This window comes from Dictyobacter alpinus (assembly GCF_003967575.1).
Classification (GTDB): Bacteria; Chloroflexota; Ktedonobacteria; order Ktedonobacterales; family Ktedonobacteraceae; genus Dictyobacter; species Dictyobacter alpinus.
Genome location: NZ_BIFT01000001.1, coordinates 1,344,140 through 1,360,676, shown reverse-complemented (window position 1 = coordinate 1,360,676; position 16,537 = coordinate 1,344,140). Strand labels below are relative to the sequence as shown.

9 protein-coding genes are annotated in these 16,537 nt (G+C 49.8%); 4 read left to right on the top strand and 5 right to left on the bottom strand.

The features are described 5' to 3' along the window. The first annotated feature begins 97 nt into the window (after positions 1-97). The 3 genes from EL633_RS05335 to hisG all read left to right on the top strand — a co-directional run bounded on the left by EL633_RS05335 (position 98) and on the right by hisG (position 3,336). Complete coding sequence (locus EL633_RS05335) at positions 98-751, top strand: nitroreductase family protein (RefSeq protein WP_126626191.1); 654 nt, start codon at positions 98-100, stop codon at positions 749-751. Positions 752-1,357: 606 nt separating this feature from the next. Next, positions 1,358-1,882 (top strand): GtrA family protein, encoded by a 525-nt coding sequence (locus EL633_RS05330; RefSeq protein WP_161981967.1) that lies wholly within the window; start codon positions 1,358-1,360, stop codon positions 1,880-1,882. A 572-nt stretch (positions 1,883-2,454) separates the two neighbouring features. Next, entirely contained in the window at positions 2,455-3,336 is an 882-nt protein-coding gene (hisG, locus tag EL633_RS05325; RefSeq protein WP_126626189.1) for an ATP phosphoribosyltransferase, read from the top strand. A gap of 153 nt (positions 3,337-3,489) precedes the next feature. Here the strand turns inward: hisG and carB are convergent, their stop codons facing one another. From carB to EL633_RS05305, 4 genes are all read right to left on the bottom strand, one after another. Then, the gene (gene carB, locus EL633_RS05320; RefSeq protein WP_126626188.1) at positions 3,490-6,723 is read right to left on the bottom strand and encodes a carbamoyl-phosphate synthase (glutamine-hydrolyzing) large subunit; all 3,234 of its coding nucleotides are present in this window, start codon (positions 6,721-6,723) and stop codon (positions 3,490-3,492) included. Next, positions 6,723-7,808 carry a glutamine-hydrolyzing carbamoyl-phosphate synthase small subunit gene (carA, locus tag EL633_RS05315; protein ID WP_126626187.1) on the bottom strand — a complete coding sequence of 362 codons (1,086 nt, stop codon included), beginning with the start codon at positions 7,806-7,808 and terminating at the stop codon, positions 6,723-6,725. Before carA ends, carB begins: the two co-directional genes overlap by 1 nt. A 132-nt stretch (positions 7,809-7,940) precedes the next feature. After that, a complete protein-coding gene (locus tag EL633_RS05310) occupies positions 7,941-8,990 on the bottom strand; it encodes an N-acetylornithine carbamoyltransferase (RefSeq protein WP_126626186.1) in 1,050 nt (349 codons plus the stop codon). A gap of 27 nt (positions 8,991-9,017) precedes the next feature. After that, positions 9,018-10,079, bottom strand: a complete 1,062-nt coding sequence (locus EL633_RS05305; protein ID WP_126626185.1) for a P-loop NTPase family protein — start codon at positions 10,077-10,079, stop codon at positions 9,018-9,020. A gap of 962 nt (positions 10,080-11,041) precedes the next feature. On the opposite strand from EL633_RS05305, the gene EL633_RS05300 reads away from it, so the two are divergent. Beyond that, positions 11,042-12,931 (top strand): hypothetical protein, encoded by a 1,890-nt coding sequence (locus EL633_RS05300; protein WP_126626184.1) that lies wholly within the window; start codon positions 11,042-11,044, stop codon positions 12,929-12,931. A 615-nt stretch (positions 12,932-13,546) separates the two neighbouring features. Here the strand turns inward: EL633_RS05300 and ppc are convergent. Continuing rightward, positions 13,547-16,462: a phosphoenolpyruvate carboxylase gene (ppc, locus tag EL633_RS05295; protein WP_126626183.1), complete on the bottom strand. Its 2,916-nt coding sequence runs from the start codon at positions 16,460-16,462 to the stop codon at positions 13,547-13,549. Positions 16,463-16,537: the final 75 nt, after the last annotated feature.

Genomic DNA, 16,537 nt, shown 5'->3' with positions numbered 1-16,537 from the left:
ATCGAGGAATAAGTTTTTCTGTAGTCCAACTTATGTATTTATGGATAAATGTTTGTTCGCTTGCGTAAGCAAGTGTATATAATTGAGGAGAAATATTGTGACCGCTCTACATTTAAGCGCTGATGAAGTTTTGACGACAACGCGTACTGTGCGTAAGCGTCTGGATTTTTCGCGTCCAGTTGAGCCTGAAGTGATTCGGGAGTGTCTGGAGATTGCGCTCCAGGCTCCATCTGGTAGCAATCGTCAGCAATGGCAATTTGTGTTTGTTACCGATCCTGAGAAGCGTAAAGCTATCGCTGATTACTACCGCCGTGGTTATTACGAATATCGGGATGGTCCAACTGCGGCTGGCAAACTCTTTGCGGATCAGCCTGGGCGCAGCCAGGTTCAGAAACGCGTTATGACCTCTGTAGACTATCTGGCTGAACATATGCAGGATGCTCCTGTTCTTTTTATTCCTTGTTTCTATGGCCGACCCGATGGTGAACCAGCTAGCAACCAGGCCAGCCCCTGGGGATCTATTATTCCTGCCACCTGGAGCTTCATGCTGGCTGCCCGTGAACGCGGTCTGGGAACTGCCTGGACCACTCTCCATCTTGACTATGAAAAAGAGGTCGCCGAAATCATTGGCATCCCCTATGAGCAGGTCACCCAGGTCGCCCTGATACCGGTTGCCTACACCATCGGAACAGACTTCAAGCCGGCCCCACGCGAGTCACTTGATAATGTTCTGCACTGGAACAAATGGTAACTACCATACCGCTTCCATCGTTTATACAAACAGCGAGCAATCTCCCATATAGTTTTTCACAAATAAAGTTAGTATAAATTGATTGTTTGAGAAGGCCAGTGAGGCCCACCTGCTGCACGATGTTTAGCGAAACAAGCTAAGGAAAGCTGGGAGGTGCAGGAGGGCCGGCGAGGCCCACCTGCCGCATGATGCTTAACGAATAAGTCGGGAAAAGCCAGGAGGTGCAGGAGGGCCGGCGAGGCCCTTCTGCCGGGGCGCGGGGTGTCCCCGCCCACTCCCCTTCTTACTCCCATCGCAGGCAGGAGTACAGGATATTTAGCGGAACAAGCTGAGGAAAGCGGGAGGTGCAGGAGGGACGGCGAGGCCCTTCTGCCGGGGCGCGGGGTGTCCCCCGCCCACTCCCCCTCACTCCCGCCGCAGGCGGGAGTGCTGAACATCAGATAGTAGCAGATCGAGTTGATGTCCCACAGAATACAATAGTAAAGAAGTCCAGGTTTGGACCGTTTCACCTATCCGACATGCTACAATGCATAAATATATACGCTATGTTTGTAGTGCATGCTAAAAAAAAGGAGCACTCCTATTTATTCTTTCATCATTAATCTGATGCGTAAAAAATTTATACGCTTCGCAGCTATTGGCGGTATTGGAATCGTTCTTAATGATCTGGCACTGGCTGGCTTTCTGAAATTACTTAATTTCTATCCAGTTGCTTATATTTTTGCTTTCGCTGTCAGTAACGGTATCAACTTTTTCTTAAATCAACTAATCACATATCCCGAGCATAGACCCAATCGCACTTCGATATGGCTACAGCGACTCCTGAAGGCAGAACTTACCAGCGTCTCCGCACTGGTTATTTCGTTTTCATTTGCCTTACTTTTTCATTATGTCTTCCATGTCAATGAGTTTATCGCTAATCCGATCGGACTCGTTTTCTCATTTGCCTACAAATATCTGGTCTCCGATCGTTTTGTCTATCGACCACGGGAACAGGCAGCAATGGCCGGGGATGGAACACCGCCCACAGCTACAGCCGACGAAAATAACCAGGTGGTGGTCGAGCACGTTACCGATCCTATGACCCCGCCACCAACTGATGACGAGACCGTGGCCTCGATAGCTGAGTAGCTTATTCTCAACCAGCAGTTCTTGGCGCAACTCATAAGCAGTGTTGCTGGGGAATATTTGATTAAGTGCATTTTATACATACGTTAAAAGATTTTAAGCTTGTGTTTTTCCCTTGACAATGTTTCGGTCGGTTTATATACTAAAGACAAAGCAAGATAAGCGATTAAATTCGTAGCTGTGATAGCGACATAGATAGCACAGCTATGAATAAGATACAGTAGAATCCATAGACAGCAGAAAATTGAAAAGGCGAGAGATCGAGGAAGAGTAGGCAGCGGTGGTATCTACAGCGACCTGGAGTATGGTGCAAGTCCAGGGATATCAGTTGACCGAACACACCGAGAGAGCCTTGTGCGAGAGTGCTCAGAGCACAAACACACCGGATCGACTCATCCGTTATCATGAGCACCTTCTAATCTATTACTCTCCTGCAAAGGATGAACAGATTATGAGACTGAGAGTCTGTCACTATGACAGAAATGAGGATGGGACCGCGGATTTAACCTTCGTTCCTCGAATGGCGAGGAAGGAAGGTTTTTTTATGGGCATTTTGCCTAGAGGAGATGGATGGCATGGCTACAAAATTGAGCGATAATCACATTAAACTGGCAATACAGAAAGATGGGCGGCTGACCGAAGATACACATAACCTGTTACGTACCGTAGGCCTGCACTTTGAGTCCTATAAGCAGCGCCTCTTTAGCATCTGCCGTAATTTTCCCATGGATATTTTGTATGTACGCGATGATGATATTGCCGAATATGTTGCTGAAGGTGTGGTAGATCTGGGTATTGTGGGGCGTAATCTGGTAGTTGAGTCTGAGAAGCCAGTTGAAGAGATCATGCCACTTAATTATGGACACTGTAGCTTAAAGGTCGCCGTACCAGCGGATAGCGGGATTGAGCGCATTGAGCAGTTGTCCGGTTGTAAAGTCGCGACCTCCTATCCAGTTACCACCACGCGTTTCTTTGCGGAACGCAATGTGGATGTCAACGTGATTACGATCAGCGGTAGCGTTGAGATTACGCCCGCTTTAGGGGTAGCTTCAGGGATTGTTGATCTGGTAAGTACTGGCAGTAGCCTGCGCCTCAATGATCTGGTTGCTATTGATGATGTACTGGATTCGCAATCTATCGTGATTGGCAATCGTGATTCGCTGGCTAACAGTCACAAATCTGCCATCATCGAGCGTCTGCTGACACGCTTCCGTGGTGTGATTACCGCCTCCGAATACAAATATGTCATGATGAACGTCCCGACCAGTGCGCTTGAATATATCTCAACCATCATGCCTGGCCTCAAATCGCCGACCGTCCTGCCGACTGCCGACGTTGAATGGATGGCCGTACATACCGCGATCCATGAAGATATGTTCTGGGATGTCATCGAAGAACTAAAAACGCTTGGTGCCCAGGGCATCCTGGTCTCCTCGATCGAGAAAATGTTCGTCTAGTTATTTGCTAACTAACGCCATGTGCAAGTTTTATCTCTCACACCTCGCGCCTACGGCTCTCGCTTGTTTTGAGGAGGAAGATGGCGAGGCGGTCGCGACCGCCTCGCCATCTTCCTCCTCAAAAGAGTGGGTATGTGAAAACTTGCACACTAGTTAAACTAGTGTGCTGATACAATCACAATTGGTTGTGACATGCACTGTAGCTGTTTGAATCGACTGATACTCGTCCCAGGCTTTGATGGGTAGGGTATTCATGTCTTTGCTGGCCAGGGCATGCAGAAAGAGGCGTAGCTGTTTGATTTTGGTGATCAAATGGATGTTGCTATCGATGGCCAGGCGGCGCAGGATATAGTTTTGGTCGAAGTCGCGCTGGATACGGCCGGCGACGATGATGACGGCAAGATCGAAATGCTGCTGACGGAAGGCTGCTTCTACTTCACCATTCTCTTCGGAGAGCAGGGTTGCTTCGATCTGGTGTTGCTGCAAGTAGCTCCAGGTTTCCTGGGTGGCGTACAGTGGTAGCTGTAGTGCTTTGAGATCGGATAGACTTTCCTGCAGCGCGGCCAGTTTTTCATCTCCATGCAGACAGAGGAAGATACCTTTATGTGGTACCGTACCGCCAGAGGCCAGCATGGCTTTGAGGTAGGCTTCCTCCAGGTCCTGCCCAAAGCAGGCGACCTCTCCTGTGGATGCCATTTCAACTCCCAGAACTGGATCCGCTCCAGCAAGCCGTGAGAAGGAGAACTGTGGAGCCTTGAGGGCGACAAAAGATGGTGCGGGTATCTCGACCTCGGCCAGTACCTCTGGTGAGAAGACGGCATCGATAAACAGTTCCATCAGGTTAACATCGGTAACCTTTGAGATAAATGGAAATGTACGCGAGGCGCGCAGGTTGGTCTCGATGACATAGGGCTGTCCATCTTTGAGCAGGAATTGGATATTGACAGGACCTGTGACGGCGAGGGCCTGGACGATCTTGCGGCCGATCGCATCGATTTTTTGTTGCATAGCTGCGGATAGGCTTTGAGGCGGCAGGACGATGGTGGCATCACCTGAATGCACCCCGGCATTCTCGATATGTTCTGAGATGATGGCGGCCTTGACGATACCATGTTGGGCCACGGCATCAAACTCGATCTCACGGGCATATTCAAAGAATTTTGAGACGGTCACTGGATGATCCGGTGAGAGGGCCGCAGCCTCCTGAATATAGCCTTCCAGTTCATCGGGCGTATCACAGACCTTTATGGCGCTGCCTGAAAGGACATACGAGGGACGGATCAGGACGGGATAGCTGACACGCTCTGCAAAGGCGTAGACTTCGTCCAGGGTGGTGAATGTGTTCCATTCTGGCTGTTGGACATCGAGTGTGTCCAGTAAGTATGAGAATGTGTTGCGGTTCTCTGCGCGATCAATATTTTCGGCGCGGGTACCCAGCAAGGTACAGCCATAAGCTGCCAGCGCCTGTGCCCGATTGTTTGGTGTCTGTCCTCCTACCGAGACGATTACGCCGCCGGGTTGCTCAAAATCATAGATATCGGCGATACGTTCAAAGGTCAATTCCTCAAAGTATAGGCGATCAGAGACATCATAATCGGTTGAGACGGTTTCGGGATTGCTATTGATAATAATGGCCTGCTTAGCATATTTTTTGAGGGCCTCGACCGTGCTCACACTGGTCCAGTCGAATTCTACTGACGATCCGATGCGATAAGGGCCTGAGCCAAGCACGATGACGCTACTATCTGCGCCTGGCGAGACATCATGGTGTTGCGCATTATAGGTGAGATAGAGATAATTTGTTTCAGATGGAAATTCTGCTCCCAGTGTATCAATCTGGAGAACTGATGGTGTGACACCCAGTTTTTTGCGTTGCGCACGCACATGCAGCTCGTTGCTACCAAGCAGTTCAGCAATGCGCTGATCCGATGTGCCGATCCGCTTGAGTTGCCAGAGGTGTTCAGCGTTTAGCTGTGTTTGTGCTGTGATTGTTTGTTCCAACTCCACAATATTCTGGATGCGAGCCAGGAACCAGGGATTAATCCCTGTGAGCGTGTGAATAGTTGTTATATCCATACCCTGTTGGAGCGCCTGGGCGATCGCTAATGGCCGTTTAGGGGTAGGCGTAGACAGATAGTGCTGTAGCTCTTCCTGGGATGAGAAGAAGCCTGTTGGTGGCAGTGCGCCCTCAAAGTTTTGCTCCAGCATACGTAGCGCTTTTTGATAGGCCTCTTCAAAGGTGCGCCCAATGCCCATCACTTCTCCCACCGATTTCATGCCGGTGCCAATGGTTTCCTCGGCCCCCTTGAATTTGGCGATATCCCAGCGTGGTATCTTAACGACCAGATAATCAAGGCTGGGCTCAAAACAAGCTTTGGTGACGCCCGTAACTTTGTTGGACAACTCGGTCAGCCCATAACCAAGTGCCAGTTTGGCGGCGATATAGGCGAGAGGATAACCAGTGACCTTGCTGGCGAGCGCAGAGCTACGCGAGAGGCGAGCGTTTACCTCGATCACATAATACTGGCCGCTGACAGGATCAAGTGCGAACTGTACATTACATTCACCGACAATTCCCAGACTCCTGACGATCTGAATTGAGGCCCCACGTAGTAGATGATACTCTTCATTGGTCAGGGTCTGGCTGGGCGCGATCACGATGGATTCTCCGGTGTGGATACCCAGCGGATCCATATTTTCCATGTTACAGACAGTGATACAGTTGTCATGGCGGTCGCGGACAACTTCATATTCTATTTCTTTATAGTGGTGAAGGTATTGTTCAACCAGAACTTGCGGGGCAAACGAAAGTGCATGTTCAACAATAGTTTCAAGTTCTTTCCGCGTACTGGCAATCCCTGATCCCTGTCCACCAAGCGCAAAGCCCGCTCGCACCATCACCGGGAAGCCAATCTTGTCTCCCAGTTCCAGTGCCTCGGCCAGACTGGTGGCGCTCTGACTCTGTGGTGTAGGGATCTGGATACTATGTAAGTGTTCGGCGAACTTCTGGCGATCCTCAGTCAGGACAATGGCTGAAACCGGTGTGCCCAGCACACGTACATTATGTCTGGCCAGCACTCCCGACTCATAGAGGGCGATGGCACAGTTGAGGGCGGTCTGACCGCCAAAGGACAATAAGATGCCATCGGGCTGCTCACGCTGGATGATCTTCTCAACAAATTCGGGTGTTACCGGCAGAAAGTAGACCCGATCTGCCAGTAGTTTAGAGGTTTGAATCGTAGCAATATTGGGATTAATCAGGACGGTCTGGATGCCTTCTTCTTTCAGTGCTTTTAATGCCTGTGAGCCTGAATAGTCAAACTCGCCCGCCTGGCCGATCTTGAGCGCCCCGGATCCCAGTAATAATACTTTATGTAGTTGTTCCATCAAATCTTCTCCAGGAAGTAATCAAAGACCCACTCAGTGTCCACCGGTCCTGGGGCCGCTTCGGGGTGAAATTGCACCGACATGAAGGGTTGCGAGCTATGAATGATGCCTTCATTGCTACCATCGTTAGCATTGATAAACCAGGGCTCAAAGCCGTCTGGAATGTCGCTGACCACAAAGCCATGATTCTGGGTAGTGATATAGCAGCGTTGACTGTCCTTCATGATACAGGGTTGATTCTGGCTGCGATGACCAAACTTCATTTTGGTGGTGTTGCCGCCAGCTGCCAGGGTGAGCAGGTGATTGCCCATACAGATGCCCAGCGTCGGCACCTTATGCTCCAGAGCGGTACGAATAGTCTGGATTGTATCGGTGGCCATTTTAGGGTTACCCGGTCCATTGGAGATTAATATGCCATCAAAATGGAAAGGCGTGTCGCTAGCGAACAACTGATAATCCCAGGGCACAACCACAATCTCAATATCGCGTTTAAGCAGGCAACGTACAATATTTTTCTTGGCTCCACAATCGATCAAGGCCAGGGTTTTAGGACCCTGTCCATATGTCGTTACCTGTTGGGTTGAGACCTGGTCTATCAAATTCTCTTGATTGGGATCATAGAAGGGGATGTCTTGTCCAAAGACGATCTTACCGAGCATCGCGCCATGGTCGCGAATATGCTGTGTGAGCAGGCGTGTATCTTTGATCTCCAGCGCAGGAATCTTCTCCTGAAGCAGCCAATCGCCAAGCGACATGATACTTTGCATGTGTGAAGGCGTGGCAATGTAATTTGAGACAATCAACCCTTTGACCTGGATATGTTCAGCCTCCCATTGATTGCTGGCGGGCACGCCATAATTTCCGGCCAATGGATAGGTCAACACCAGGATCTGCCCTGTGTATGAGGCATCAGTGAGTGACTCTGGATAGCCCACCATGCCGGTACTAAAGACAATCTCCCCGGAGGTGCTGCCTTCATAGCCGAAAGACAGGCCCTCAAATTGCGTCCCATCCTCCAGGATAAGTTTGCCATAGTGAGTAGGAGGAGTAACAAGCTCCAAGGTAGATTTTACTTGCGTTTGCATGGATCATCCTTTCTACTTTATCCCTGCCAGGAGCAGGAATGTATAAGCAGAACATAATGACAGGTCAACCGAAATCGCCGTGCGCAACCATCAAAGTGCGTTCCCGACCAGCGGTTGAAGCCTTGCCTGTTACTAAGCTAAAAGTGTGGCCAGCAGGGCCATCTGGGCCCACATTCTGTTTTCGGCCTCGTCGATGACGATCGAACTGGTACTATCCAGCACGCCTTGCGTGACCTCGACGTTTCTACGTACTGGTAGGCAGTGCATAAATTTGCCGTCTCTGGTACGGGCCATTTTCTCTTCGTTGACAATCCAATGCTGCAAGTTGCTGCGAGCCTCTTTTTCCGCCTCCCAGTTGCCATAATAGGGAAGCGCGCCCCAGCTTTTGGCACAAACGATATCCGCGCCCTCGATAGCTTCATCCTGATCATTGGAGATCGCAAATGATCCACCACTTTGTATAGCACGTTTTTGGGCGACCGCAAGGATCTCAGGATCTAACTCCCAGCCTTGTGGATGGGCGATGACGACGTCCATACCCAGATCGCAAGCGGCCAGCATCTGAGAATTGGTGGTGGCCATTGGCAGGGCTTTCGGATGATAGGCCCAGGTATGCACGTATTTCTTGCCGCGCGTCTCGCCAAAGTGCTCTTTCATCGTGAGCGCGTCACCTAGTCCCTGGCAGGGATGATAGACATTCGATTCCATATTGATAACCGGGACCGTTGCATATTTGGCAAAGCTATTCAGCACGATATCCTGTTTGGATTCTTCCCAACTTCCTGAACTGGCACTCTGGGCCGATTTCGTGACCAGTTCGCTACAGCGAATAGCCAGGCCATCGCAATAGCGTGAGAGTACTGGCGCGACCTCTTTCACGTGTTCGATGGTCGAGCCATCCATCACCACATCATCCTGATATTCAAAGGACCAGACATTGTTGCTACTGATCTCAATGGCCTGACCACCCAGTTTAAACATGGCGGTAGCAAACGAGACACGGGTACGAACCGAGGGATTGAAGAAGAGGGTGGCCAGCGTTTTGCCGGCCAGACTCTTCTTGACTTTGCCCTGCTTTATATCCAGGGCCAGATCGATCAATGCGCTAATTTCCTCTTGTTTGAGGTCGGCTGTATTCAGGAAATTTGGCTGTGCATGGTTATGGGTTTGTGGTAAAAGCATAAAAATTTCTCCTGCATACTACTCGACCTAAGATTTTACCGCTGCAAATTGTGCTTGCTTCTCTTTGACGGTGGAGAGGTTCTTCTCAATGAGATGCAAGGTCTTAGGCATTGCATGCTGGTTGCTCTCTGCGGGCACATGGAAGTGGTTTTCCACATATTGTACGCCAGTATCATTATTGACCGCAGGACCAGTGATTACCGTGACCGGAACACCATACTGGTGCATGATTTCCTGCGCACCCCATGCTCCGACGAGATCGCCTGCGCCAACGATAAAAGAGCTAATATGCTGCTGGATGTGAGGAGATTTGAGGATATGCCCAACATTATATTCACCCAGAATGCCATCGCCAAATTCCGCGATAATCAGATCGGGATTAAACGTATTGGCTGCATGGAGAACGCTGATCGCGGCCTCAATCACCGCTTGTGGATTGCCACAGGTCGAGGGGAGTCCCGCGTCCATAAAGCCAAGGACAGGAGAAGCACCCGCATCCTGGATTTTATCAAGATCCTGGGTGGAGGCGACACCAGAGAGTTTGACACCAGCGACCTTCAGCCCCTGAGCTTTAAAGTGTTTGATGATCTTGCAGATTGCGGTAGTTTTTCCGATATTCATACACGTGCCGACCACGCCAATAATCGGGGCACTTTGTTCCAGTGTAGTGTAGTTGGGAAGGGCGCTCTGTTTAATATTGACAGGTTTGCCATTTTCGAGCAGGCTGCCCAGGATCCTGACCTGTATCGGGGCACCCCACTGCTCATTTATACCGCGAATCTCGCCGACCACTCCGCTCTCGCAAAGATAATACAGCACATCACCGACGGCGACCTGTTTGGGGATATCGCCACTATACTCGCGCAAAGCGCGGCGCTTACCGAGAACGACGGGGAGAATGTCTCCTTCGGTCAGGAAACCGATGCGGCCACTGGTGAACTCAAGTAGATTGTTTTTGCCCGCATCTGATAACGCCTCAGCTATAAGGACGGCCCCTTCTTCAGGGATAATCTGCTCACCAATCTCAACCGTTGAAGGAATGATAAGTTTGCGAACCGCTGAGGGAACCTTTGTAAGTTGCATCTGCATGTTACTGCACCTCTTCTTCCGGACTATTTTGCTCCTACAGCCTGGCTAGCCAGTTCACATGAACTGGTAGTGTGAGCTAAGAGCAAAGAAAAAGTTGGAATACAATGGAAGGTGCAAAGAGGTAAAAAAATCCTCGCCCCCTCCATTAAGGTTGAAGGGACGAGTACAGTCACGTTGGAAGCTATCAAGCTTCGCGTGGAGCTATGCCCGTGGTGCCACCCCAATTGTCACTATCCGCAACTCAGCCGTCTGCACGCCATCGTGACAAAACTGACAGTGACCACTTTTTTTCTGGTTAATAGCGTACGTGGGAACCACCCACCTGTCCTACTTGCATTGCTAACATAACAAGTTCTGCCAGCAAGCTTTCTTCGGTCAGCCGCTCACGAATGCGTTCTGGGTGCACATTCCCATTCCGAACTCTCACTCTTCTTCGGATCGCTGTCGGTAGTTGCCACCATACTATTTTCGCTCAACGCGGGTCTGTATATTTATTTGTCTTGCAAAAAGATTACCATTCGTTTTCTGAAAAGTCAACGCACAAAAGCCAAAAACGAGTGTGAGACGTGCACACTATCTATCTCCACCGTATGTAGAACTCTTACAGGCCTATGTTTTTCTCATCTTTTAGTATATTGTATCAAACAGGACATACGCGCACTATCTGGCAGAATAGACCCAGGGATTTTTAATGTTCGCCTGGAGATCGCGGGGAGATCACTAGCAGACATTATTTCAGGTATGGAGTGTGTGTGGTGCGCGGCCGCGGCCGCGCACCACACACACTCCATACCCCCAACCCGGCGCCGCAGGCGCCAAAAAGGAACATTAAGAAGCCCTGGAACAGACCAGAAAACCTTGACTTTGCAAATAGCATTATGTTATAAATTAAATAGCAAAATGTTATTAGCTTTAGCAATAGTGTCCTCTTTTTTCATTGATAATGAGGGGTGCAAACTTATATGGTCATCTTCTTGTTGGCGTTGATCGCTACCTTGATTGTTATGGCGTGTTTGACCATTGGGCGATTGGGATTTGGGCGTAAAGAGCCCTTTAAAGCCCGCTCGTTTGGACGATGGTTTCTAGGTTACTTCATCTTTAACTATGTGTTTTGTCTGCTCATCCTCTACTTCTCACGGCCCGCCTTAACTGGACCTTTCTGGGGCTGGCAGTGGGTGCTATGGCCGCTTTTGATTAGCAGTGTGCTCAATCTTTTCGCCATTGCTGGTGGGGCACGTGGTGCCTTAGAGATGGGCGTGAACATAAGCCAGGGCCAGACCTACACACCTCCGGCTAATGCTGCAGGCGTATCGCGTCGTTCGATCGCCGCTGGTATCTTTGGTCTGGTGGTGGTTGCGGTACTTGGTATTGCCGCGACCTTGTTGATTAACATTTTTACCACCTGGTTTGATGGCAATGCCAAGGCTTTGGCGGCCATCCCCCATGTTGTTAATCAGAGTACCTCTGATCTGCCACAGACCGACGCCAAACATATCGTGCTGGTCAGTCAGAGTATTGCAACCTATAAGGGTCAGCAGATATTAGGCTCAACCGGCCAGAATCTGGGCTCGGCCTACCAATTTGATCCAGAAAGTTATAATCTGCAGTCGATCAACCATCATCTTTATTATGTGGCGGAACTGAGTTATAACAATTTCTTTGTTAACCTTTCCAATCCGGTCACGCCTGGTTTTGTGATGGTCGATGCTGAAGATCCGCAGCAGCCGCCCCAATTGCACACCGAGGAAAAATCCAACATCCGTTACCTGCCAGGAGCCATCTTCAATCAGGATCTGTTGCGCCACGTTTATCTGAGTGGCTATACCTATGGCCGGCTCGTTGATCCAACCCTTGAACTTGACGATAGTTTGCATCCTTATTGGACCATTTCATTGATGCAGCCCTCACGTGGCTATACCGGTGATACATTGGCCAAAGTTTTGCTGGTGGATGCCCATACGGGCGATATCAAAGAATATAATCCGCAGAATGTACCTGCCTGGGTTGATCGCGTAATGCCAGCAGAGACCGTCTCGCAATACCTTGACTGGTGGGGACTCTACCATGCCGCGCCCTGGTTTAATCCTTCAGGTCTGGGACAACAGGCACCTTCAGGAACTCCGGAATTGCTGTATAACAATGTTGACCAGCCCGTCTGGTTAATTGCCATGACTTCGGCATCCGCGAACGACAATTCAAGTACCGGAGTCTTTTTGTTCGATACCCATAAGAATGAGGCCACCTTATATAGCAAATCCTCCGGTTTGGGTATTGGAGATAATGTCGCCAAAACCTTTCAATCGACGCGTGCCAATATCCGTGGCTATGGTGTGGCCTCGGTTCAGCTCTATCAAATCTATAATACACCGACCTGGGTCGCCATCTATGCGCAGACAACCAGTAGTGGTGATATCTTCCAGGCAGTTGGTCTGGTCGATGCCCGCGAACTCAACGGCAATAACGTCCAGTTTGATCCCGACCTTAATTCGGGACTGCGTGATTACCAGCAATGGTTGACCTCGCAGGCCAGCAATGGCAACCCTGGAGGTACTGTCAACAACCAGCCCCAAACCGCGACCGGTAAAGTACAACGTATCTCATCGGTCCAGCAGGGAACTAGTACCATTTATTACCTGCAGGTTGCAGGCCAACCCTACATCTTTACGGCCAACCTCTCACTCTCGCCCAAACTTCCATTGGTGCAGACTGGAGACACCGTAACCATCACCTATACGAGTGGTAGCGGCAACGTCATCAATCTTAAAAGCTTTGATGATACCAGCATCAATCTTGGGGCCAATGGCGTAACACCTACGCCAACCGCCACCGCTACTCCAAAAGCCAAAAAATAAGCGAGGGCACCTCAATAAGGAGCGGGCAATGATGAAATGGTATCATTGCCCGCTCTTTATTTTTCTAGCTCTCTAATGGGGTGCCATTCATTTTTTGCAACGACATGTGTTCCATCATGGACATGCTTAGGGACCTTGACGTGAAATGGATTGGACCCTGGTTCTTACGCTCATGGTTGCTCTTGCAAAAAAATGAATGATACCCTCTCTAATGCTTCAGCTTGTTTAGTTAACCTGTTGTAGTGTACAATTTATGTAGACTTAGTGTATTGATAACACCATGCGATCTGATTTAGTTAACCTAAGAGGATAAGTAATAGATTTGAATACAAATACCAATAAAAACACTTTTAATCACAAATATGGTAATGCAATCACCGTAGCTTTGTGGACCGTGGCTCTAGCGTCACATGCGATTCTTATTCCAAAGCTGATACGTGAATTTAAGCGTTAGGTTTGTTTCTTACTTTTGTTGGTGTGTGTATAGTTAGCTGCACTCGGGCGCCTCTGGCGCTCCAGGGGTTTTTAAAAGAGTGGCGTCAAAAAATGAGCAAAGCTCATTTTTTGACGCCACTCTTTTAAAAGAAGTTAACTTTTAAAAGAGGTTTGATTGGTTTAGCCGGTATTGCGTACGCCGGCGGCTATGCCGTTGATGGTGAGTAGGACGCTGTAGGTGAGGCGGGCGCGTTCTTGCTCTTCTGGCGTGGCTTGTTTGAATGCTTCAGCATCCAGTGTGAGCGGTCCACCCAGGCTACGTAGGCGTTTGAGTAGGACGATCTGGAAGTAGCTGAGTGGGTCGACATAGGGATTGCGCCGCTTGATTGATTCTTGTAAGGTGGGGGAGTTGTCGAGTAGCTTTTTGCTACCGACAATGGCGACAACCGCGCTCACTGTGCGGTCGTACTCGGCCTGTATCTCGGTTGAGATACGTTCCCTTAATGCCTGATCTTCTACCAGGAAGGCGGCATAATCATGGGCGATACTCATATCTGCTTTTGAGAGTGTCATTTGCAGATTGTCGATAAAGGTTTTGAGGAATGGCCATTGTTGATACATCTGCTGAAGCTTGGCCAGATGGCCTGGATCTTCGCGCAAATATTCCTCCATGGCGCCCCCAACACCATACCAACTAGGTAAGACATAGCGGGTCTGCATCCATGAAAAGATCCATGGGATGGCCCGCAGCTCGTCGATGGCGCGTCCAACGCTGCGGCGGGCTGGCCGTGAGCCAAGGTTGAGCCAGCCAATTTCTTTGATTGGCGTTGCCTGCTCAAAGAAGCTCAGGAAATCCGGATCATTATAGATCAGTTTGCGGTAGCGGGCAAAGGCGCTATTTGAGAGCCGGTCCATGGCCTCAATCCAGTCGGGTCTGGCTTTGGGATGAATCTGCGACTCGATGATATTTTCGTCTGGAATACTAGATTGGATGGCTCCGGCTACGACCAGTTCCATGTTGCGGATCGCGATATCATGCAGTCCATATTTGAAGGAGAGCATTTCGCCCTGCTCCGTGATGCGTAGATGGCCATTGACCGATCCAGGAGGCTGTGCCAGGATCGCCTCATAGATAGGACCACCCCCACGTCCGATGGCTCCACCTCGACCATGGAAGATCGTGATGGCGATGTGATGTTTCTGACTCAACTCGGCCAACCGGCTCTGGGTTTGATAGAGTTCCCAGCTAGAGGTCAGAATTCCACCATCCTTGCTACTATCCGAGTATCCCAGCATGACCTGTTGTTCGCGCTGGCAGTTTGCCAGGTAGCTTTGATAGAGTGGGTGGTTAAACGCTGTTTCTAGAATATCGGTACAGTTGCGTAGGTCCTCAATCGTTTCAAACAGGGGCACAATTGGTAGATCAGTAATACCCATCTCTTTGCAGAAAAACTGGACTTCCAGTAGATCACTTAGCGAGTGGGACATACTGGTGATGTAGCAGGTGACTGCCCGTTTGCCAAATGTTTCGCGTACCTGGCGAATGGTATCAAAGTTTGTCAGGATCTGCTGGGTGTCAGGACTTAGATGTAAGCCGGGACGTGTCAGGATACGTGGATCCTCAAGGAGATTTTCCAGGAGCTGAACGCGCTCCGCCTCAGGGAGACTCTTATAGTCATCCTTCCGTAAGCCTGTGACCTGGAGGAGTTCTGTAAGGGCGGAGGCATGGCGCTCACTATGCTGGCGTACATCCAGGGCTGCGAAATAGAAGCCAAAGACCTCAACCTGCCGAATTAAGGTATGCAGCGCACCTCTGGCGATTGAATTCTCGCCGTCGGCCAGTAAGCTGGCTTCAACCATATGCAGGTCAGCGAGCAGCTCTTCGGCGCTTTGATAGGCAATGCTCTTATCGCTTTTAGCCTCAGCCTGTGGAGTATTTACAAACCAGGCTGCCTGGGGGGGTAGGGGAGGGATGGTTTTTGTCTCTCCCAACCGTTTCCACATGAATGACAGTTTGGCACGATATGGTTCCAGTGCTGTCTGAGGCCCCAGTTCCGCGGCATAGTCAGGCATCTCTTCTTTATCCCTGGCCAGGGACGCCTCAAGTTCTGGTGTGATCGTGGCATGGTCAATAGATTGTGAACATTCGCGTGCCAGTTCAAAAAGTGCCCGGCGATAATGGACCAGGACATAGTTGCGTTGCTGCGAGAGGGCCGTTAATAATGTATCAGCATGGATAAATGGATTACCATCTTGATCGCCACCGATCCATGAACCTACCCGCAAAAATGGTGGAACGGTTAGATCTGGATAGTCTTTCTGCAGTAGTTCTTCTAACTCTCCATAAAGATCTGGCAGCGCATCGTAGATAATCTCATCCAGATAATAGATGCCCATTTTGATCTCGTCGAGTGGCTCTGGCCGTACCTGGCGTATCGCATCTGTACGCCACAAAAGATCAATCACCGTATCCAGATTGCGTTGCCAGCGACTGCGTTCATGCTGCGTCATCAAGGCCGCATTATCCAACTGATTCAACAGGGTCGTAATGCGCCGAGATTTGGTGATCAAGCTACGACGGGTCGCCTCAGTGGGGTGAGCAGTGAAAACCAGATCGATACTTAAATTATCAAATAGCTGTTGAAGTGTCGCGCCATCCAATTGATTGCGCTTAAAAAACTCCACCAATGCTTCCAGGGAACCCCGTTGTGGAGTTGTCTCTGGATCAATCTCATGGGCCCGACGGCGACGGATACGATGATATTGTTCAGCCGTATTTACCAGGTGGAAATAAACCGTAAAGGCGCGAATAACATCAATAGCCGTATCCAGATCACTCTCGCTCACAATCTGCAAGATCTCTTGTTCCAGAGCCTGAATATCGCGGAGCAACTGACTTTTTTCCATTGTGTCTGCCTGATGCAGACGTTCGCTATAATCTCGCAGGCGTATACAGTGGCCACGCAGTTTTTCAACTGTATCAAAGACGGTGTGCCCTTCGTGCCGTTGGATAGCCTGCCCCAGTGCATTTCCCAGGATACGGATATCCTGACGGAGCGGATTGCCTTTTTCTCGGCGATACATTTGTTCTGACATTGAATTGTCCTTACTTTAAGCACATCTTATTGGTACAGGATCAACATCGTTGCCAGCCTGTTTCAGCCCAGAGAT